18 protein-coding genes are annotated in these 18423 nt (G+C 69.6%); 4 read left to right on the top strand and 14 right to left on the bottom strand.

Features of this window, described 5'->3' with window-relative positions; translation table 11 throughout:
* The first annotated feature begins 149 nt into the window (after positions 1–149).
* The 3 genes from AC1DK4_RS01620 to AC1DK4_RS01630 all read left to right on the top strand — a co-directional run bounded on the left by AC1DK4_RS01620 (position 150) and on the right by AC1DK4_RS01630 (position 3169).
* Positions 150–1313: a CaiB/BaiF CoA transferase family protein gene (locus AC1DK4_RS01620; protein WP_441612113.1), complete on the top strand. Its 1164-nt coding sequence runs from the start codon at positions 150–152 to the stop codon at positions 1311–1313.
* A gap of 80 nt (positions 1314–1393) precedes the next feature.
* Positions 1394–2365, top strand: a complete 972-nt coding sequence (locus AC1DK4_RS01625) for a Bug family tripartite tricarboxylate transporter substrate binding protein (RefSeq protein WP_441612112.1) — start codon at positions 1394–1396, stop codon at positions 2363–2365.
* A 9-nt stretch (positions 2366–2374) separates the two neighbouring features.
* A complete protein-coding gene (locus tag AC1DK4_RS01630) occupies positions 2375–3169 on the top strand; it encodes an enoyl-CoA hydratase (RefSeq protein ID WP_441612111.1) in 795 nt (264 codons plus the stop codon).
* A gap of 59 nt (positions 3170–3228) precedes the next feature.
* On the opposite strand, the gene AC1DK4_RS01635 is transcribed toward AC1DK4_RS01630, so the two are convergent.
* The 5 genes from AC1DK4_RS01635 to AC1DK4_RS01655 form a co-directional block, all read right to left on the bottom strand.
* Complete coding sequence (locus tag AC1DK4_RS01635) at positions 3229–4344, bottom strand: NAD(P)/FAD-dependent oxidoreductase (RefSeq protein ID WP_441612110.1); 1116 nt, start codon at positions 4342–4344, stop codon at positions 3229–3231.
* A gap of 131 nt (positions 4345–4475) precedes the next feature.
* Positions 4476–5690 (bottom strand): SMP-30/gluconolactonase/LRE family protein, encoded by a 1215-nt coding sequence (locus AC1DK4_RS01640; RefSeq protein WP_441612109.1) that lies wholly within the window; start codon positions 5688–5690, stop codon positions 4476–4478.
* Positions 5691–5750: 60 nt separating this feature from the next.
* Entirely contained in the window at positions 5751–6725 is a 975-nt protein-coding gene (locus tag AC1DK4_RS01645; protein WP_441612108.1) for a Bug family tripartite tricarboxylate transporter substrate binding protein, read from the bottom strand.
* Between the two features lie 50 nt (positions 6726–6775).
* Complete coding sequence (locus AC1DK4_RS01650) at positions 6776–7480, bottom strand: RraA family protein (protein WP_441612107.1); 705 nt, start codon at positions 7478–7480, stop codon at positions 6776–6778.
* A 49-nt stretch (positions 7481–7529) separates the two neighbouring features.
* Positions 7530–8525: a hydroxyacid dehydrogenase gene (locus tag AC1DK4_RS01655; RefSeq protein WP_441612106.1), complete on the bottom strand. Its 996-nt coding sequence runs from the start codon at positions 8523–8525 to the stop codon at positions 7530–7532.
* Between the two features lie 133 nt (positions 8526–8658).
* Between AC1DK4_RS01655 and AC1DK4_RS01660 the strand changes: the two genes are divergently transcribed.
* On the top strand, positions 8659–9561 hold the full coding sequence (locus AC1DK4_RS01660; RefSeq protein ID WP_441612105.1) for a LysR family transcriptional regulator: 903 nt from the start codon (positions 8659–8661) through the stop codon (positions 9559–9561).
* A gap of 13 nt (positions 9562–9574) precedes the next feature.
* On the opposite strand, the gene AC1DK4_RS01665 is transcribed toward AC1DK4_RS01660, so the two are convergent.
* The 9 genes from AC1DK4_RS01665 to AC1DK4_RS01705 all read right to left on the bottom strand — a co-directional run bounded on the left by AC1DK4_RS01665 (position 9575) and on the right by AC1DK4_RS01705 (position 18381).
* Positions 9575–10648: an FUSC family protein gene (locus AC1DK4_RS01665; RefSeq protein WP_441612104.1), complete on the bottom strand. Its 1074-nt coding sequence runs from the start codon at positions 10646–10648 to the stop codon at positions 9575–9577.
* A 33-nt stretch (positions 10649–10681) separates the two neighbouring features.
* On the bottom strand, positions 10682–11062 hold the full coding sequence (locus AC1DK4_RS01670; RefSeq protein ID WP_441612103.1) for a DUF1090 domain-containing protein: 381 nt from the start codon (positions 11060–11062) through the stop codon (positions 10682–10684).
* A gap of 190 nt (positions 11063–11252) precedes the next feature.
* Complete coding sequence (locus AC1DK4_RS01675; protein WP_441612102.1) at positions 11253–13412, bottom strand: 3-hydroxyacyl-CoA dehydrogenase NAD-binding domain-containing protein; 2160 nt, start codon at positions 13410–13412, stop codon at positions 11253–11255.
* Between the two features lie 28 nt (positions 13413–13440).
* Entirely contained in the window at positions 13441–14613 is a 1173-nt protein-coding gene (locus tag AC1DK4_RS01680) for a thiolase (protein WP_441612101.1), read from the bottom strand.
* The gene (locus AC1DK4_RS01685; protein WP_441612100.1) at positions 14610–15056 is read right to left on the bottom strand and encodes a Zn-ribbon domain-containing OB-fold protein; all 447 of its coding nucleotides are present in this window, start codon (positions 15054–15056) and stop codon (positions 14610–14612) included. The genes AC1DK4_RS01680 and AC1DK4_RS01685 overlap by 4 nt, the downstream gene beginning before the upstream one ends.
* Positions 15053–16057 carry a tripartite tricarboxylate transporter substrate binding protein gene (locus tag AC1DK4_RS01690; RefSeq protein WP_441612099.1) on the bottom strand — a complete coding sequence of 335 codons (1005 nt, stop codon included), beginning with the start codon at positions 16055–16057 and terminating at the stop codon, positions 15053–15055. The genes AC1DK4_RS01685 and AC1DK4_RS01690 overlap by 4 nt, the downstream gene beginning before the upstream one ends.
* A gap of 363 nt (positions 16058–16420) precedes the next feature.
* Entirely contained in the window at positions 16421–16807 is a 387-nt protein-coding gene (locus tag AC1DK4_RS01695; protein WP_441612098.1) for a CzcE family metal-binding protein, read from the bottom strand.
* Positions 16808–16958: 151 nt separating this feature from the next.
* On the bottom strand, positions 16959–17873 hold the full coding sequence (locus tag AC1DK4_RS01700) for a LysR substrate-binding domain-containing protein (RefSeq protein WP_441612097.1): 915 nt from the start codon (positions 17871–17873) through the stop codon (positions 16959–16961).
* Between the two features lie 82 nt (positions 17874–17955).
* Positions 17956–18381: an organic hydroperoxide resistance protein gene (locus AC1DK4_RS01705; protein ID WP_441612096.1), complete on the bottom strand. Its 426-nt coding sequence runs from the start codon at positions 18379–18381 to the stop codon at positions 17956–17958.
* Positions 18382–18423 lie beyond the last annotated feature (42 nt).

Below are 18423 nucleotides of genomic sequence, written 5' to 3' on the forward strand. Positions count from 1 at the left end.
AATGCGTCCGGGGCGCCCGGCTGTGCCCGGTTGCAGGCGCGCCTTCCTTCGAATTCCGCGAACGCTTCTTTCAAAACTATGAACTGGCCCGCCCGCGGGGCCGTCGCTACACTCGCCCGCATCATCACCATCAGTCTTGCGGAGAACCCATGCTTCATCAGGCTTTGGCCGGCATCAAGGTGCTGGATTTGTCCCGGATACTGGCCGGCCCCTGGTGCACGCAGAACCTCGCCGACCTCGGCGCAGAAGTCACCAAGGTGGAACGCCCCGGCCACGGCGACGACACGCGCGGCTGGGGGCCGCCCTACCTGCAGGATCCCGCCGGCGACGACAGCCTCTCCGCTTACTTCATCTGCTGCAACCGCGGCAAGCGCTCCGTTGCCATCGACTACACCACGCCCGAGGGCGCCGCGCAGATCCGCCAGCTCGCGCTGGAAGCGGACGTGCTGGTGGAGAACTACAAGGTCGGCACGCTGCGCCGCTACGGGCTGGACTACGAAACGCTCAGGGCACTCAATCCGCGCCTGGTGTACCTGTCGATCACCGGTTTCGGCCAGAGTGGCCCGATGGCCGACAAGCCCGGCTACGACTACGTCTTCCAGGGCATGGGCGGCCTGATGAGCTATACCGGCCACCCCGACGGCCAGCCCGGCGCCGGCCCGCTGCGCACCGGCGTGGCGGTGGTGGACCTGACCACCGGCATGTACGCCACCTCGGCCGTGCTGGCGGCGCTGTTTCGCCGGCACGCCACCGGCGCGGGCGAATACCTGGACATCGCGCTACTGGATGTCGCCGTGGCGCTCAATGCCAACCAGGCTTCGAACTACCTGGTGTCGGGTCGCGCACCGCGGCGCAGCGGCAATTCCCACCCCAACTGCGCACCGTACGAAGTGTTCCGCTGCGCCGACGGCTATCTCATCCTGGCCATCGGCAACGATGCCCAGTTCGCCCGCTTCTGCGAAGTGGCCGGGCTCGGCGCGCTGGCGACGGACGATCGCTACGCCACCAACTCCGCGCGCATCGCCAACCTGCCCGCGCTGCGCCAGGTCCTCACCGATGTCTTCCCGACGCGCGAACGCCAGGCCTGGACCGATGCGTTCGACGCCGCCGGCGTGCCGTGGGGACCGATCAACTCGATGGAGGAGGTCTTCGCCCATCCGCAGGTAGTGCACCGCCGGCTGGTGCAGACCGCCGAGCACCCCACGCTCGGGCCCGTGCCGATGATCCGCAATCCCATGCTGGCCAGTGACGGCGCACCTGCGCGCGCGGCACCTCCCCTGCTCGGCGAGCACGACATGCCGGCCCACGCATGATGCGCGACACCGCGCGGCAGCGGGCAACGCCGGACACCGGCGCCACAACACCAAGACACACCCTTATCCGGAGACAACGCTTGAACACACATATCCTCGCCGCCACCCTGGTCGGCGGCCTTGCCCTCGCCAGCGGCGCCGGCGCCTCCACGTATCCCGACAAGCCCGTCAAGCTGATCGTGCCCTACGCCGCCGGCGGCACCACCGACATCATCGCGCGCATCGTCGGCACCCGCCTCGGCGCCGTGCTCAGGCAGCCCGTGGTGGTGGAAAACCGTCCCGGCGCAGGCGGCGCGGTAGGCAGCGCCTACGCCGCCAAGCAAGCGGCGGACGGCTATACCCTGGTGATGGAGGTGGAAAGCTCGCACGCGGTCAATCCCAATGTGTACGCGAAGAACGCCTACGATCCGGTCAGGGACTTCGACCCCATCAGCAACCTGGCCGACGTGCCCAACGTGCTGGTGGTCAATCCCGCCTTCCCGGCCGCCGACCTGCCCGCCTTCGTCAGGCTGCTCAAGGCCAACCCGGGCAAATACTCGTTCGGCTCCTCCGGCAACGGCGGCCTGAGCCACATGAACGGCGAGCTGTTCATGAACGAGACCGGCACCACGATGCTCCACGTGCCCTACAAGGGCCTGGGCCCCGCGCTCAACGATGCGGTGGCGGGACAGATCCAGGTGGTGTTCGACAACATCCCTTCCTCTTCCAGCCTGATCCAGGGCGGCCGCCTGCGCCCGCTGGCGGTGGCGGCAAAGCAGCGCCTCAAGGCGCTGCCCAATGTGCCGACCTATGCCGAGGCCGGGCTGCCGGCGATGAACAACCCGTCGTGGTTCGGCCTCGGCGCGCCCGCGGGCACGCCCGCGCCGATCCTGGACCAGCTTAACGACGCGGTGCGCCGCGTGCTGGCCGATCCGGAAGTCGTCACCGCCATCGAAAAACAGGGCGCCATCCCCAGCCCGATGACCCGCAAGGCCTTCGGCGACCTGATCCGCGGCCAGAACGCGCACTGGAAAAAGGTCGTCGAAGAGATCCATTTCACCAAACTCCAGTAAGCCGGACCCATGACACAGACAGACACCACCCAGGACAAGACCACCGGCAAGCACGCCGGCGTCGAGGTCGACGAGCGCGGCATCGCCACCCTCACCATCCGCGAAGCCGGCTCGCTGAACATCCTCGGCACGCCGGTGATCGCGGCGCTCACGCAAGCCGTCGGCACGCTCGCCGGCCGCGCCGATATCCGCGTGCTGATCGTGCAGGGCGCGGGAGAAAAAGGCTTTATCGGCGGCGCCGACATCAAGGAAATGGCCAGCCTGACGCGCGCCAGCGGCGAGGCCTTCATCAGCGGCCTGCGCGGCCTGTGCGACGCGCTGCGGCACTTTCCCGCGCCCGTGATCGCCCGCATGCCGGGCTGGTGCCTGGGCGGCGGCCTGGAGCTGGCGCTGGCCTGCGATATCCGCATCGCCGCGGACAACGCCCAGCTCGGCATGCCCGAGGTCAAGGTGGGCATCCCCTCGGTGATCCACGCCGCCCTCATGCCGCGCCTGATCGGCAACGCGCGCGCCGCATGGATGCTGCTGACCGGCGAGATATCGGATGCGAAGGAAGCCCTGGCCTGGGGCCTGGTCAGCAAGGTCGTGCCGCTGGCGGAGCTGGATGCTGAAGTGCAGCGCGTCGCCTCGCTGCTTGCCAGCTTCGGTCCGACCGCGGTGCGCCAGCAGAAGCGCCTGCTGCGCGCATGGGAAGACGCCCCGCTGGATGTCTCCATCAACGACAGCGTGGGCGAGTTCGGCAGCGCCTTCGATACCGGGGAGCCGCAGCGCTTCATGAACGAATTCCTGCAGCGCAAGCGGTAGGCAGCGCCAACATATGCGCGCGGGGCCGGCCTGCCGGCACCACGGTGGCCAGGCCCCCGTCACGCGCCCGCCAGCTCCCGGACATGGTCGCCGAGCGCCAGCGAGGCGGTCAGCCCGGGGGACTCGATGCCGAACAGGTTGACCAGCCCGCGGACGCCGTGCGCCGATGCGTCCTGGATGACGAAGTCCGTCGCGGTGTTGTGCATGGACGAGCCGGGCCCTGCCAGGCGCGCACGGATGCCCGTGTAGCCGGGCTGCAGGTCCTCGTCGCGCAGGCCCGGGTAGTAGTGGCGCACGGCCTCCAGGAAGCGCGGCTTGCGGCTCTCGTCGAAGCGGTAGTCCACCCCGTCGCGCCAGTCGAGGTCAGGGCCGAACTTGCACTGGCCGCCCAGGTCGAGCGTGACATGGGCGCGCAGCGCGCCCTCCCTGCCCGTGGGATAGACCAGGCGCCGGAACGGCGACCTGCCCGCCAGCGTGAAGTAATGACCGATGGCGTAGTACAGGCGGGGAATCCGCTCCGCAGGCATCTGCGCGATGGCGGCGGCAACGCGCTGGGCGCCGAGCCCGGCGGCATTGATCACCGTGCTGCACAGCACCTCCATCGGCTCGGCGCCGCCCACCCGCAACACGATGCCGTCGCGCGTGCTTTCGCCGCCCTGCACGGGGCTGTTGAGCGCCAGCGCGGCGCCGTCGCCCTGCGCATCGCCCAGGTACGAGAGCATCAGCCCATGGCTGTCGACAATGCCGGTCGAGGGTGACAGCAATGCGCCGGCGCAGCGGACTTCCGCTTCCAGGTCGCGCGCCTCGCTGGCCCCGATGATGCGCAGGTCGGTCACGCCTTGCGCGCGGCCGAGCTCCACGTACTTCGGCAGTTCGCCCAGGTCCTGCGGCTCCACCGCGACGATCAGCTTGCCGATCTGCCGATGCCCGATGCCGCGCTCGCGGCAATACGCGTAGAGCGCGGCCTTGCCGGCCACGCAGAGCCGCCCCTTGAGCGATCCGGGCGCATACGAGATGCCGGCGTGAATGACTTCCGAGTTGCGCGCGCTGGTGTGGGTGCCAAAGGCCGCCTCCGCTTCGAGGATGACGACCTCACGCCCCGCGGCCGCCAGGGCCCTGGCGATGGCGAGGCCCGCCACGCCGGCGCCGATGACGGCGCAATCGATTCTGTCCATGGATAGGGATCTCCTGCTTCGGTGCTTCGGTGCTTCGGCCCGGCGCGCGCATGGTGCATCTCGCGCCGGGCCGCCATGCCGCTGCCTGCAATCTGCTGTCTGCAATCTGCAGTCCGCAGTCCGGCGGCTTGCTATTTGTGGTCGTTGCCGGCCGGCTTCTGCCGGATGGCCAGGCGGTAGATCTTCACCGGATACGTGATCTGCGCCGGGGCGCCCGCCAGGTTCGCCGAGGTGCGGTCGAGCTGGGCCGCCGGCATGTAGAGGTCACCGTCGTTGGAAACCCACATGGCATCGATCCAGGTCAGCCGCGGGTCCGCGACCAGCGTGGAAACCGTGCCGTCCGGCGCGATCTTCATCACGCTGCGGTTGGTGACCTTCGACATATAGATGTTGCCGGCGGCATCGATCGCGCTGCCCGCCGCCATCCATGTGTCGGCCACCTTTTCCACGGCCGCGGCAACGGCCGCCTTGGGCGCGCCCGGATCGTCGAGCAGCGCGGTCGGCACCCGTGCCAGCGGGCCGCCGATCGGCTGGAAGTACAGCCACTTGCCGTCGGGGCTGACTTCGAGCTGGTCGATGTTGACGTACTTGCTGCTGGTAGGCTTGCCGGTGCTGTCCGGGATCGGGTCCTTCAGCGTGATCACGCGCCCGCCGTCCGCGATCATCGCGTGCGCGGCCACGGTGGACGGATGATCTTCCAGCGTGCGGTGCATTTTGCCGCTGGCCAGGTCCAGCACGACGACGGCGGGATGGATGGCGGCGGCATCGCTGATATAAGCCGTGTTGCCGTTGAAGCGGATGTCGTTGAAGTAGCTGTATTCGCGGACCACGGCGGGGTCGGCCTGGTAGATGCGGCGGATGCGGTTGGTCCCGACGTCGATCTGCACGATCTTCGCGGCCCCGGGCACGGCCTTGCCGCCTACGCGCGGGCCGCCGGCGTCCACCACCCACAGGTCGCCGTCGGGGCCGATGCGCACCGTGTTGACGTGCAGCAGCGTAGTGCGGGGATCCGCGGCGTCCTTCCACAGGCTCCATTCCAGGTTCGGGTAGGGCAGGAACTTGCCGTCCTTCAGCTCCGCGACCTGCGCGCCGGGTCCCTCCACCTGCGGCATCGACACGAACAGGCGGCCATCCGGCGTGGTCGCCACGGCGTTGACGACGCGGTCCGAGCTGGCCACCTCGACCAGCCGCGGGTCCTGCGCGGTGGGCATCGGATCCGTCGCGGCCGCGGCGCCGAATACCGGACCGGCGAGCATCGCGCCCAGCAAGAACCGGCGCAGGGCGGCGCCGATGCGGGCAGGCGCGTGGCGCTGCGGCGTCGGTGCGTTGGCGTGTGTGCGTTGCATGGTCTGTCTCCTTTCTGGCTTCTTCAATTGCCTTGTGGTGCCGTGTCGCCGGCATCCGCTTCAGGTGAGCTTGATCTGTGCCTCGCGGATCAGCGCGCCCCATTTGGCGTGTTCCGCGCGGATATGGGCGGCGAACTGCGACGACGTGGTGGGCGTGGCGATGCTGCCCTCCTGCGCCAGCTTCTGCTGCACATCGGGGCGTGCCAGCACCTTGATGGTCGACGCGGAAAGCCTTGCGGTGATTTCGGCCGGCAGGCCCGAGGGGCCGACCAGCCCCAGCCATGTGGTCGCCTCGAAGCCGGCGAAGCCCTGCTCGGCGATCGTGGGAGCCGACGGCAGCGCAGGCAGGCGCTGCGCGGAGGTGACCGCGATCGCGCGGATCTTGCCTGCCAGCAGCTGCGGCATCACCGACACGGTATTGCCGAAGTACGCGTCCACCTGCCCGCCGAGCAGGTCGGTCATGGCGGGGCCCGCCCCCTTGTATGGCACCTGCAGGACCCGCACCCCGGCGCGCCGTGCCAGCATCTCCCCGGCAAGATGCCCGACCGTGCCGTTGCCGGCCTGGGCAACGCCCATCTCGCCATTGCGCGCCTTCGCGGCCTTGACGAAATCGGCCAGCGTGCGCAGCGGCGAGTCCTGGCGCACCACCAGGACCACGGGCTGCGCCGCCACGCCGACGATGGGCGTGAAGTCCTTGAGCGGGTCGAAGGGCATCTTCGGATAGAGCGCCGGATTGATGGCGAGGTTGGCCGCCTGGCCCATGCCGATCGTGTAGCCATCGGCTGCCGCCTTGGCGACCGCGTCCAGTCCGATGTTGCCGCCGGCGCCGGGCTTGTTGTCGACCACCAGGGTCCAGCGCTCCAGCACGGTCAGCTTCTCGGCGATCAGGCGCGAAGTGGCATCGGTGCCGCCGCCCGGCGGGAACGGCACCACCAGGCGAAGGGGCTTCTGCGGCCAGGGGCCTTGCGCGCGAGCCAGGCCCGCGGCGGCCAGCGCGACCGCGGCGCCTGCTTGAAGAAATCGACGGCGTTGCATGAGTGTCTCCGCTTGTGTTGGATGCGCCCCTCTGCGGGGGCGGACTGCCTTCAGACCGGCAAGCCCTTGGCGCGCAAGGTGGCGTCGAAGCGCTCGGGGTCCGACGTACCGGCGGCATTGCCGGCGCGGATCTTCGCCTCCTTCTCCAGGTGGGCACGCGTGCGCAGCAGGATGTCGGCGGCCTGCGCCGCCGGCACGGCAATCACGCCGTCCGCGTCGCCCACGATCAGGTCGCCCGGCATGACCGCCATGCCCGCGCACGAGACCGGCACGTTGATTTCGCCGGGGCCGTCCTTGCTCGGGCCGCGATGCGTGTTGCCGCGCGCGAAGACCGGCATGCCGTCCTCTGCCCATTCGAGGACATCGCGGATCGCGCCGTCGATGACCAGTCCGCCGAGCTTCTTTGCCAGGCAGGTGGTGCGCATCAGGCCGCCGACCAGCGCCTGCGTCACATCCGCGCCGCCGTCGATGACGAGCACGTCGCCCGGCCGGACCATCATCAGGGCCTTGTGGATCATCAGGTTGTCGCCGGGGCGCACGCGCACGGTCACGGCGGGGCCGCACAGCACAGTCTCCGGGCGCCGGTGATAGGGGCGCAGGCCGATGGTGCCGATATGGCGGCTCATGGCATCGCCGATGGCTGCCACCGGCATCTCGCGGAAGGCCGCGACGAGCGCGGGCGCGGGGCCATCGGCAACCGGGTTGATGCGGTATCCGGCCGGCCATGACGGCGTGGGGTTCTGTTCGGCGTTCATCGGGGTCTCCTTGGAATGCATTGCGTGGGGATTGGCAGAGGCGGCGGCCTCATGCGGAAAGCAGGTCTTGCGGGTCGAGCGCGCCCGGGTTGACGCAGGCGTGGATCGGCGGCGGGGTGCCCTGCAGGAAGCCGAGTACATTGCGCGCCGCTTCACTGGCCATCGCGGCCAGCGCCGCCGGCGTGGAGCCGCCCACGTGGGGCGTGAGCACCACGTTGTCGAGCGTCAGCAGCGCGCTGTCGGCGGGCAACGGCTCGACGGCCATGGTGTCCAGCCCGGCCGCATGGAGCTGGCCGCCGCGCAGCGCGTGGACCAGCGCCGCTTCGTCGACGACTTCGCCACGCGCGGTATTGATGAGAATGCCGCCGCGCTTCATGCGGGAGAACTGCGGCGCGCCGAGCATATTGCGCGTGTGGCGGTTCAGGGGAACGTGCAGGCTCACCACGTCGCTGATGTCGAGCAGCGCATCGAGCGCCTCGCAGCGCACCACGTCGCCGACAGGAAGCGGGCCCCGGACCAGGCCCGGATCGAAGGTAGCGACCTGCATGCCGAGCGCCAGGCACACGCGGGCGACCCGCTGCGCGACCTGGCCAAACCCGACCAGGCCGATGGTGCGGCCGTGCAGCTCCATCCCGTCCTGCGCACGCGACCAGCGGCCGGCGTGCAGCTCGCGGTCCATCCACGCGAGGCGACGCGCCGCGGCGAACATCAGGCCAAGCGTCAGCTCCGCGACGGACTGCGCGTTGGCGCCGGGCGTGACATAGACCGGGATGCCCAGCTCCGTGGCGGCATCGACGTCGATATTGCTGACGCCGACGCCATGCTTGGAGATCACCTTGAGCGTGGGACAGGAACGGATGGCAGCCCTGCCGAGCGTGACGGTGCGGGAGATGACGGCGTCGACGGGAAGACTGGCGAGCAAGCGTTCGACCTCGCCTGCATCGTCGGCATTGGCCAGGTAGTGCACGCGGGCATCTGCGGCCTCCAGCAGGCGCACGCCGGCGGGTGCGAGACGGGTTGCGGTGACAAGGATGGTGTAGGACATGGCAGCGAACGTTGGATCGATGCTGAATTCTTGTCCCGCAGACCGATGCCGTCCAGCTTATAATTTTTGTCGTTTGTTAAATAAAAGTAATCAGTTGGGGTATCGCCCCCGCGGCTGCAACCGAGGTGCCGAGATGGATCTGCGCGACCTGAAGTACTTTCTTGCCGTGGCCAATGCCGGCAATTTCCGCCGCGCCGCCGAGCTGGTGCATCGCAGCCAGCCAACCCTGACCAAGGCCGTCGACCGGCTCGAATCGTCCCTTGGGGCGGCGCTGTTCGAGCGTGAGGGCCGCGGCCAGAAGCTGAGCGCCGCCGGCATCGCGCTGCGCGCCCGCGCGGCCTCCCTGCTGCAGGAAGCGGACCTGCTGCGCGACGAGGTGGGCGCCATCGCCCGTGGCGTGGCCGGCACGGTGAGGCTGGGCAGCGGGCCGCTGGGCGCGGAGTACCTGCTGCCGCGCATCTGCAAGATGCTGCTCGGCCAGGCCCCCGACGTGGTGCTGCAACTGACCATTCGCAACAACTACGAATTGCGCGACGAATTGCGCGAAGGCCGGCTCGACGTGGTGCTCGGCTTCGTTCCCGAACAGGAAGACGAGTTCCACTGCGAGACCTTGCTCGAAGACACCGTGGTGGTCGCGGCGGTCAAGGGGCATCCGATCTTCCGGATCCGCAAGCCGGTGCCCGAGTCGCTGACCGGCTACCGGTGGGCGCTGCCGAACCGGGCCGTGGCAAGCCGTGCCTGGCTCGACCATGCGCTGGAATCGCGCAGCCTGCCGCGGCCCGTGGTGCAGATCGAAACCAACTCGATTCCGTTGATTCCGCGCGTGGTGGCGGACACCGAGCTGCTGACCTTCGTCTCCCGGCGCACCCTGCGCGCCAGCGGCGGCGACCTCGTCGAAGTCAGGCTGGGGGCTGCCACGCTGGTGCGCAATTTCGGCATCACCTACCGCAAGGACATCGCGCTCTCTCCGGTGGCGGACCGGCTGGTGGGACTGCTGCACGAGCACGGGAAGCTGCTGTTCGACCAGGTGGACTGAGCGCCGGCCGCGCTCAGATATTCCATTTGTCCGCGTCCGCCGCCAGCGCGTCCCTGAGCAACGCAAACTCCTGCTCCAGCCGCGAGTTCAGCGACATATAGCCCGCCCACGGGCCCGCTGCTTCCGGCGCTTCGCGCACGGCCTTGCCCCGCGCCTCCAGCCGCCCGGTCACCCCGTAGGCCAGGGCACGCGCCATCCCGATCAGCATGGCTTGCATGCGCCGCGCCCGCGCGCGCAGCTGGCGCCGGACCGCGGCCGCGTCATCGGCGCCCCCGTCCAGCGGCGGGCGGACCGCCGCCAGCACCTCGAGCAGGCTGATGCACACCCGCAGCGCATGCTGGATCGACTCCAGCTGTGCCATCGGCATCCTGGTCTCCTTGGCCACCGATGGCATCAGCGAGCGCAGCTGCACCAGCAAGCCGCCCTGCAGGACCATCGCACGTTGCAGGGCGGCCTGGTCCAGGCATGCATCCGTGGCGATGGCGCCATGCATGCGCGCGCAGCTGCGCAGCACCTCGGCCAGCTGGTAGCGCCAGGTATAGGTGGCATGCAGCGGCAAGGCAAAGGAGAACAGCAGCGCCACCGCGATGCCGATCAGCACATCGCCCGCGCGCCACAGGCCGTCGGCGACGGCGTTCTCGCCGTGGCCGGCGACGATGAAAATGGTGATGGCCGACAGCAGCGCGACATAGCCGCCCTTGCCGATCGCGTGATACGCGCAGACGGAGCAGGCGATCACGATCAGCGCATAGCTGAGCACCGGCATGTGGAAATAGGATTGCTGCACGATGATCGCCAGCCCCCCGGCCGCGCCGATCAGCGTGCCGAGGGCGCGCTCAGCCGCCTTGCGGCGGATATTGCCGTGGTGCTGCAGGCCACCGATGACCACCAGCAGGGTGATCGATGCCCACTCGCCGTGCGGGATGCGCATGCCGGTGGTCAGCACGATGGACGCCAGCAGCCCGAGCGCCACGCGCACCGCGTGGATCAGGCGGGCATGGCGGTAGCGCCTGGCCGGATCGAGCAAGGGGCGCAGCAGCCGGCGCAGCGGCGGCGGCAGGCGCGAGTGCAGCGGCGACGCCGTCATGCCGGCACGCGGCAACGGCCCGCGCGCCGCGGATCAATGCGCACCGGGCGCCTCGGCGCGGGCCAGCTCCGCGCGCGCATCGTCGAGCTTGCGCTGGCGCGAGGCGATCTTGGATGCGCTGCTGTGGTTGTCCTGGGCCTTCTGCAGGTCAGCCTCCCGCTCGCCTACCTTGGCGCGCAGCCGGGCGATCTTCTGCTGGTGCTTGTGTTCCTGCGCGGCGTCGGTGCAGTGCTTCCTGGTCTGCGCCAGCGCCGTTTCCAGCCCGGCGAGCTGCTCCTGGTTGCCATGCGCCCGCGCGGCGTCGATCTGGCGGCTGATGCGCTGCATCTTGTCCCGGCACGACTCGCCGGTGGACTGCGCTGAGGCGATGCCTGCGAACAGGCAGAGGACCACGGTCATGGCGGCGCGCTGCATTGTGTCTCCCCGGACGACGATGAACCAGCAAGATGCCTGCTAGTGTCGCGCGCCTTGCGCGGGAAGGCAACCCGGCCACCGAAGGCCGGCGCCGCGCACGCGCCAGCGCTCCCGGCCGCGGGGATCGGTCAGCAGCCAGGCGCGGCGCGGTATGGGCGCGGTATGGGCGCGGTATCGCCGCGGCAGGCCGTCAGCCGGCGTCGAACGCACGCTGTTCCTGCGCTACCAGCCTTGCCAGCAAGGGTGCCGGCGCCCAGTGCGCGCCATGGGCGGCCTCGAGCGCGCGGATCTTCTCCAGCGTCGGCGCCAGGCCGGCGGACTGCGCATGGAACATCGGGCCACCGCGCCATGCCGGGAAGCCGTAGCCGTGCACGTAGACCACGTCGATATCCGCCGCGCAGCGCGCGATTCCCTCCTCCAGGATGCGCGCGCCTTCGTTGACCAGCGCCAGCATGCAGCGCTCCACGATCTCCTCGTCGCTGATATCGCGGCGCCGGATGCCGGCCTCGGCGGCGCAGCCACGAATGATCTCGTCGACCACCGGATCGGGCAGCGGCACGCGGCTGCCCGGTTCGTAGCGATAGTAGCCGGCAGCGGTCTTCTGGCCAAAGCGGCCCATCTCGCAGATGCGGTCGGCCACGCTGGAATAGCGCAAGTGCGCGGGCCGCGCGGGCGCCAGCCGCTTGCGCGTGGCCCAGTTGATATCCATGCCGGCCAGGTCCGCCATGGCCAGCGGGCCCATGGCCATGCCGAAGCGCGTGAGCGCGCCGTCCACCTGCTGCGGCGAAGCACCTTCCTCCAGCAGGAAGCCGGCTTCGCGCCAGTATGGCGTGAGCATGCGGTTGCCGACGAAGCCCTCGCATACGCCCACCAGCACTGGAATCTTCCCGACCGCCCGGGCCAGCGTCATGCAGGCAGCGATCACCTCTGGCGCGGTGCGCTTGCCCTGCACCACCTCCAGCAGCTTCATCACGTTGGCCGGGCTGAAGAAGTGCAGCCCGATCACGTCCTGCGGGCGCGCGGTGGCCACCGCGATGACATCGATGTTCAGGCGGGAGGTATTGGTGGCCAGGATCGCGCCCGGCTTGCAGATGGCATCGAGCCGGCTGAACACGGCCTGCTTGACGGCCATGTCCTCGAACACGGCCTCGATGACCAGGTCGGCATGCGCCAGGTCCGTGTCGGCGAGCGTTGGCGTGATCAGCGCCATGCGCTGCGCGACCTCCTGCTCCGTGAGCTTGCCCCTGGCGGCGCTGACCCCGTAGTTGTGGCGGATCAGTGCCAGCCCGCGCTCCAGCGCGGCCTGCTGCTGCTCGCACAGGACCACCGGGAAGCCGGCGTTGGCGAAGGCCATGGCGATACCCGCGCCCATGGTGCCGGCCCCCAGGATGCCCACGCGCGCCACCACGCGCGGGGCGACTCCGGCAGGCAGGGCGGCGACCTTGGGCGCCGTGCGCTCGGCAAAGAACAGATGGCGCAGCGCCTTCGATTCCTGCCCCGCCACCAGTTCGTCGAAATGCGCGCGTTCCGCATCCAGCCCCGCTTCCACCGGCAAGCGCGCCGCCGCCTCCACGCAGGCGATGGCGGCGCGCTGCGCCCGTGCATTGCGCGCCCTGGGGCTCACCGCCGCCAGGCACGCGGCAAAGTCCACGCCCGCGGCATCGGCGCACGGCTTGCGCGAGATCACGAGATGGGCGCCCGGCAAACCCGCCACGCGCCCGGCAAACGCCACGGCGGCAGGCAGGGGCTCGCCCGCGATCAGTGCGTCGGCCATGCCCAGCGCCACGGCCTTGTCGCCGCGCACCGGCTGGCCGGACTGGATCAGCGCCAGCGCCGCGGCCACGCCGATCAGGCGCGGCAGCCGCTGCGTGCCGCCGCCGCCCGGCACCAGGCCGAGGTTGACTTCGGGCAGGCCCAGGCTGGCATCGGCGGTGGCGATGCGGTAGTGGCAGCCGAGGGCAAGCTCCATGCCCCCACCCAGCGCCACGCCGTGGATGGCCGCCACCACCGGCTTGGCGCACGCCTCGATGCGCGCGATGACCTCGCGCAGTGTGGGCCGTGCCGCGGCGGCAGGCGTGTTGAACTGGCGGATATCGGCGCCGCCGCAGAAGACCTTGCCGGCCCCGAGGATGACCACCGCCGCGACGGCTTCGTCCTGCGCGGCCATGCCGAGGCCCTCGAACAGCCCGCGCCGCACGGTGTCGCCCAGGCCATTGACCGGCGGGTTGTCGATCAGCAATACCGCCACGCGGCCATGGCGCCCGTAGCGCACGGCGGGGGTCAGGGCGAGGAAGTCCGGGCTCGGGGCAAGGACGGCGGGGGCTGTGGTACCGGCGGAATGCGAAGTCATGTCAGGCTCGGAAAGACCCAGGGAGAGATCAGAGGGCGGTGGAAAGAATGGCCGTGGCCTGGCTCGACAGCACGCCGCCATTGCCATGGACCAGGGCGACCTCGGCGTCCCGCACCTGGCGGGCACCGGCTTCGCGGCGCAGTTGCGTGACTGCCTCGATCACCAGGAAGATGCTGTACATGCCCGGGTGCGTGCAGGACAGCCCGCCGCCGTTGGTGTTCATCGGCAAGGCCCCGCCCGGCTCGATGCGCCCGCCGGAAACGAAGGCGCCTCCCTCGCCCTTGGCGCAGAAGCCGAGGTCCTCCAGGAACAGGATCGGGTTGATGGTGAAGGCGTCGTACAGTTCCACCACGTCGATATCGGCCGGCGTCAGCCCGGCTTCGGCGAAGGCGGTGCGCCCCGATGCCGCGGCCGGGGTCACGGTCAGGTCATCCATGCAGGAGATCTGGCGGTGCCAGTGCGCATGGCCGCAGCCGAGCACGTAGACCGGGCTGGCATGCAGGCCGCGCGCGCGGTCGGCGCGCGCGACCACGAAAGCCCCCGCGCCGTCGGTGACCAGGCAGCAATCGCGCACCGTGAGCGGGTCGGAAATCATTTTGGCGCTGATCACGTCGTCCACGCTCAGCGGCCCGCGCGAGAAGGCATCCGGGTTGAGCCGGGCCCACTTGCGCGCGGCCACCGCCACCTCCGCCAGCTGGGTGCGCGTGGTGCCGTACTGGTGCATGTGGCGCGCCGCCGCCAGCGCGTAGCTGCTCGCCGGGTTGAAGGGCTTGTACGGATGCTCGTAGGGCTGCGGGTCCAGCTCGGCGCGCATCTGGTTGATGCGCGAGCTGCTCGGCACGCTGCGCGGCGTGCTGCCGTAGCAGATCAGCACGTTGTCGCACTGGCCGGCTTCGATGGCCATCGCCGCGACGTTCAGGTCGGCGATGAAGGAGGAGCCGCCGAACATGGTGCTGTCGGAGAAGCGCGGCCGGATGCCGAGATACTCGGCCATGCGCATCACCCACCAGGGCGATGTCAGGCTGGAGGTGATGATGCCGTCGATATCCCGCATGCGCAGGCCGCTGGCTGTCACCGCCGCGCGCGCCGCCTGCGCGATGATCTCCTGCTCGGTGCGGCCGCCGGCGTGGCCCATGCCCGCCAGCCCGGTGCCGAGAATGGCGATGGCGCCGCGCCGCTTCGCTTGTGTGCTGCCCGTCATTGCGACTCCATGGGAATGAACTCCAGCAGCGGCCCGGCCGCCTCCTGCGCGACGCGCGCCTGCACGCGCAAGCCGATCCTGACGGCATCCGGCGCAACGCCGGCAACCCGGCTCATCATGCGCGGCCCTTCGTCGAGATCGACCAGGCTGACGTTGTAGTCGCCTTCCGGCCGGCGCACCGTGGTGGTGGAATAGACCGTGCCGCTGCCTGCGGGCGCGTGCCAGGCCAGCGCGTCCGAGCCGCAGTGCGGGCACAGCACGCGCGGGAAGAAATGCCAGCGGCGGCAGTCCTCGCAGCGGGGAATGACAAAGCTGCCCTGGGCCAGCTTGCCGAAATAGAAGGCGTCCGCGCCCTGGGCCGCCTCGCTTGCAGGGGCGCCGGGGCCATTCGGATCGTCACGCAGGGCATTCGCTGCGCGATTGGTGTTTTCCGCCGGCGTCATTCGTCCACCTTCACGCCCGTGACCTGTACCGTGCGCTGCCACTTGGCCACTTCGGCCTCCACGTACTGGCGGAATGCCGCCGGGTCCAGCGTGCCGCCGGGCTCGGCGCTCTGCTTGCGCAGCTTGGCGGCCATCTCGGGCGAGCCCATGATGCGGTTGGCCTCGTGGTTCAGGCGCGCCACGATCTCCGGCGCGGTGCCGGCAGGCGCGTACAGGCCGAGCCAGGTGTAGAGGTCGTAGTTCTTGAAGCCCGCTTCGGCGATGGCGGGCAGGTCGGGGAACAGCTTGCTGCGCTCGGCGCTGGTGACCGCAAGGGGCCGCAGCTTGCCGGCGGCAATGAAGGCGGACACGCTCATGGAATCCTGGAACACCATCGGGATCTGCCCGGCCACCACGTCGTTGGTGGAGGGCGATGCGCCCTTGTACGGCACATGCACCAGCGGCACGCCCGCCACTTGCCGGAACAGTTCGCCGGCCAGGTGGGTGGAGCCGCCCACGCCGGCGGACCCGTACGGCACGCTCGGCTGCGCCCTGGCCCACTTGATGAACTCCGGCAAGGTCCTGGCCGGCACCGAAGGATTCACGACCAGCATGTTCGGCGCCTTGGCGATCAGGGCGATCGGCTCGAAATCCTTCACCGGCTGGTAGCGCACGCTCTTCTGCACCGCCGGCCCGATCACATGGCCCGTGGCGCTGAGCAGCAGCGTGTAGCCGTCATTGGGCCTGCGTGCCACGTACTCGGTCGCGACCTGCCCGGCCGCGCCGGGGCGGTTCTCCACCACGAAGCTCTGCTTGAACGCCTGCGACAATTCCGCCGCCAGCAGCCGCCCCACGATATCCGTCATGCCGCCGGGCGCGAATGCCACCACGATGGTGACCGGCTTGGCCGGATAGGCGTCGGCCTTGGCCGGTTGCGCGTGCGCGTGGCCGGCGGCCAGGAGGCAAGCAAGGACACTGCAACACAAGACGGGCAGGCGCACGCGGCCCTGGATGGAATTCATGGCGGTCTCCGGATCGTTCGTTTTTGTATGTCGCCGAAGGACCGTCGCGAGACGAAGGATCCGCCACCGACAGCCTGAGGCTGGGGGCCAGTATATTTTTGGCCGCGCGCGTCAGGCCATCCGAAAAATTCGAACCGGCGGTTCGCGGAATTGGAACGCTGCCCTGGTGCCGCGGGAAATGCGCGCCATCGCGAGGCGCTGTCGCGGGCTATCGATGGGGGCTATCGATGGGGGCTATCGGCGGGTGCTATCGGCGGGCGGCCATCGGTCGCCTGCGGGCAGGCTGGATGGCGCGGGTGCCCGGCCCTGACGGGCCGGGGCGAGGCGGGGAACAGGCTTGCGGCGCATGGCGCGCCGCCGTCTTCAGCCTCCCTTGAAGATTTCGCTGGCGCCCACGTACACGCGGATGCCCCTGGCTTGCGCCAGTTCGGGAGCGATCAGGCTGAGGTCGAGCGAGGTGCCCCCGATCGCCTGCAGGAAGGTCCAGCCAACCGTCTTGTCGCCGGCGCGGAAGGCCACCGACTCGCCCGAGGCGACCTCGATGTAGTTCATGCCCGGCGTCAGCGTCACGGTGCGGGTGGTGGTACGCAACTCGGCGGGGCTGCCGAACAAGGCCGCGACCCGGCTGGCAATGGCGGTGGGCGCGGTGGCTGGCGCAGAGGCGGATGCGGGGATGCCGGCGCTCCACGCCGGCGACATGCTGAGGAGGGAGAGAGCCAGCGCGGCGGCCAGCTTTTGCTTCGTGATCATTGCTTTTCCTTGTGCCTACCCGTGTCGTCCTGGGTACACGAGGAAAGTGTAGCCATGCCCATGGCATTCTAAAAATGATATATAAGCTAAATATCAAGTCGTTTTTTTCATGACCCCAGGCTGCCACGGGCGCATCGGCCATGCGCCCGGCTCAAACACGCTCGCGCGTGGCGGCCACCCGCGGGTCATCGAGCAGGAACTGCACGAAGGCGGCAGTGAAGGACGGCAGCTTGCGGTCCGCGCGCACGATCAGGTTCAGTTCGCGGCGCGCCCACGGCTCGGCCAGCCGCACGCCCGCCACGCGGGCTTCGCGCAAGGCCTGCGCGGCGACGCTGCGCGGCACCAGCGCCACGCCAACGCCGGCCTCCACCAGCGATAGCGCGGCCTCGAAGCTGTGTGCGTGCAGGCGCACGTTGGGGCTCTTGCCGGCGCGCTGCGCCATGTCGCGCAGGAACAGGAAGTTGCTGCTGGCGCGGCTCATGCAGACAAAATCGAAATCCAGCGCCGCGCCGAAGCGCAGTTCGTCCTGCCTGGCGAGCGGATGGTCCGCGGGCACGGCCAGGATCAACTCGTCCACGGCATAGCGTTCGATGCGCACGCCGCGCGCGTCGATGTCGCCCGCGAGAATGCCGATGTCGGCTTCCTGCGCCGCCACCGCGGAAGGTATGGCCTGGCTGGCGCGCTCTTCGAGATCGATGTTGACGTCAGGGTTGCCCGCCAGGAAGCGGCTGACGCTGGGAATGATGAAGCCGTTGAGCGAGCTGCTGTTGGCCAGCAGCCGGATATGGCCTTTCAACCCCGCCGAGAAGCGCCCCACTTCGCCGTGCATGCGCTCCACGCCCTGCAGCAGTTCGCGCACATGGGTCAGCAGCGTCTCGCCGGCGGGCGTGAGCTCCATGCCGCGCGCGTTGCGCACGAACAGCGGCGTGCCCATCGCATGCTCGAGGTTCTTCAGGCGATAGCTGGCGGCGGAGGCGGTGATATGGACGGCAGATGCCCCGTTGGACAGGTTCTGCGCTTCGGCGATGGCCTGGAACAGGCGCAGGTCGGTCAATTCGTAGCGCAAGGTGTCTCCGTTCTGTTTTCGTGGCGCGGCCCGCCATCCGGCAAGGCCGCGCCACGATTCTAGAACAACCCCGCTGCCTGCCTCAGGCCAGCGTGAGGCGCACGTCGATATTGCCGCGCGTGGCGTTCGAGTACGGGCAGACGATGTGGGCCTTGTCCACCAGCGACTGCGCGGCGGCACGGTCCATGCCGGGCAGCGCGATGGTCAGCTCCACCTCGATGCCGAAGCCATTGGGGATGGGGCCGATGCCGACCTGGCCGGTGATGCTGGTATCGGCGGGCAGCGCGATCTTGTCGCGCGCGGCGACAAACTTCATTGCGCCAATGAAGCAAGCCGAGTAGCCGGCGGCGAAGAGTTGCTCGGGGTTGGTGCCGGCACCGCCTGCGCCGCCCAGCTCGCGCGGGGTGGCCAGCTTGACGTCGAGCACGTTGTCGGAAGACACCGCGCGGCCGTCGCGGCCTCCGGTGGCGGTGGCGCTGGCACGATAGAGGACTTGTTCGATCGACATGTTGATTCTCCGGTTTGGTGATGAGAGTGGAAATGCCGGCTC

It is taken from the genome of Cupriavidus sp. 05N38, from assembly GCF_056397345.1.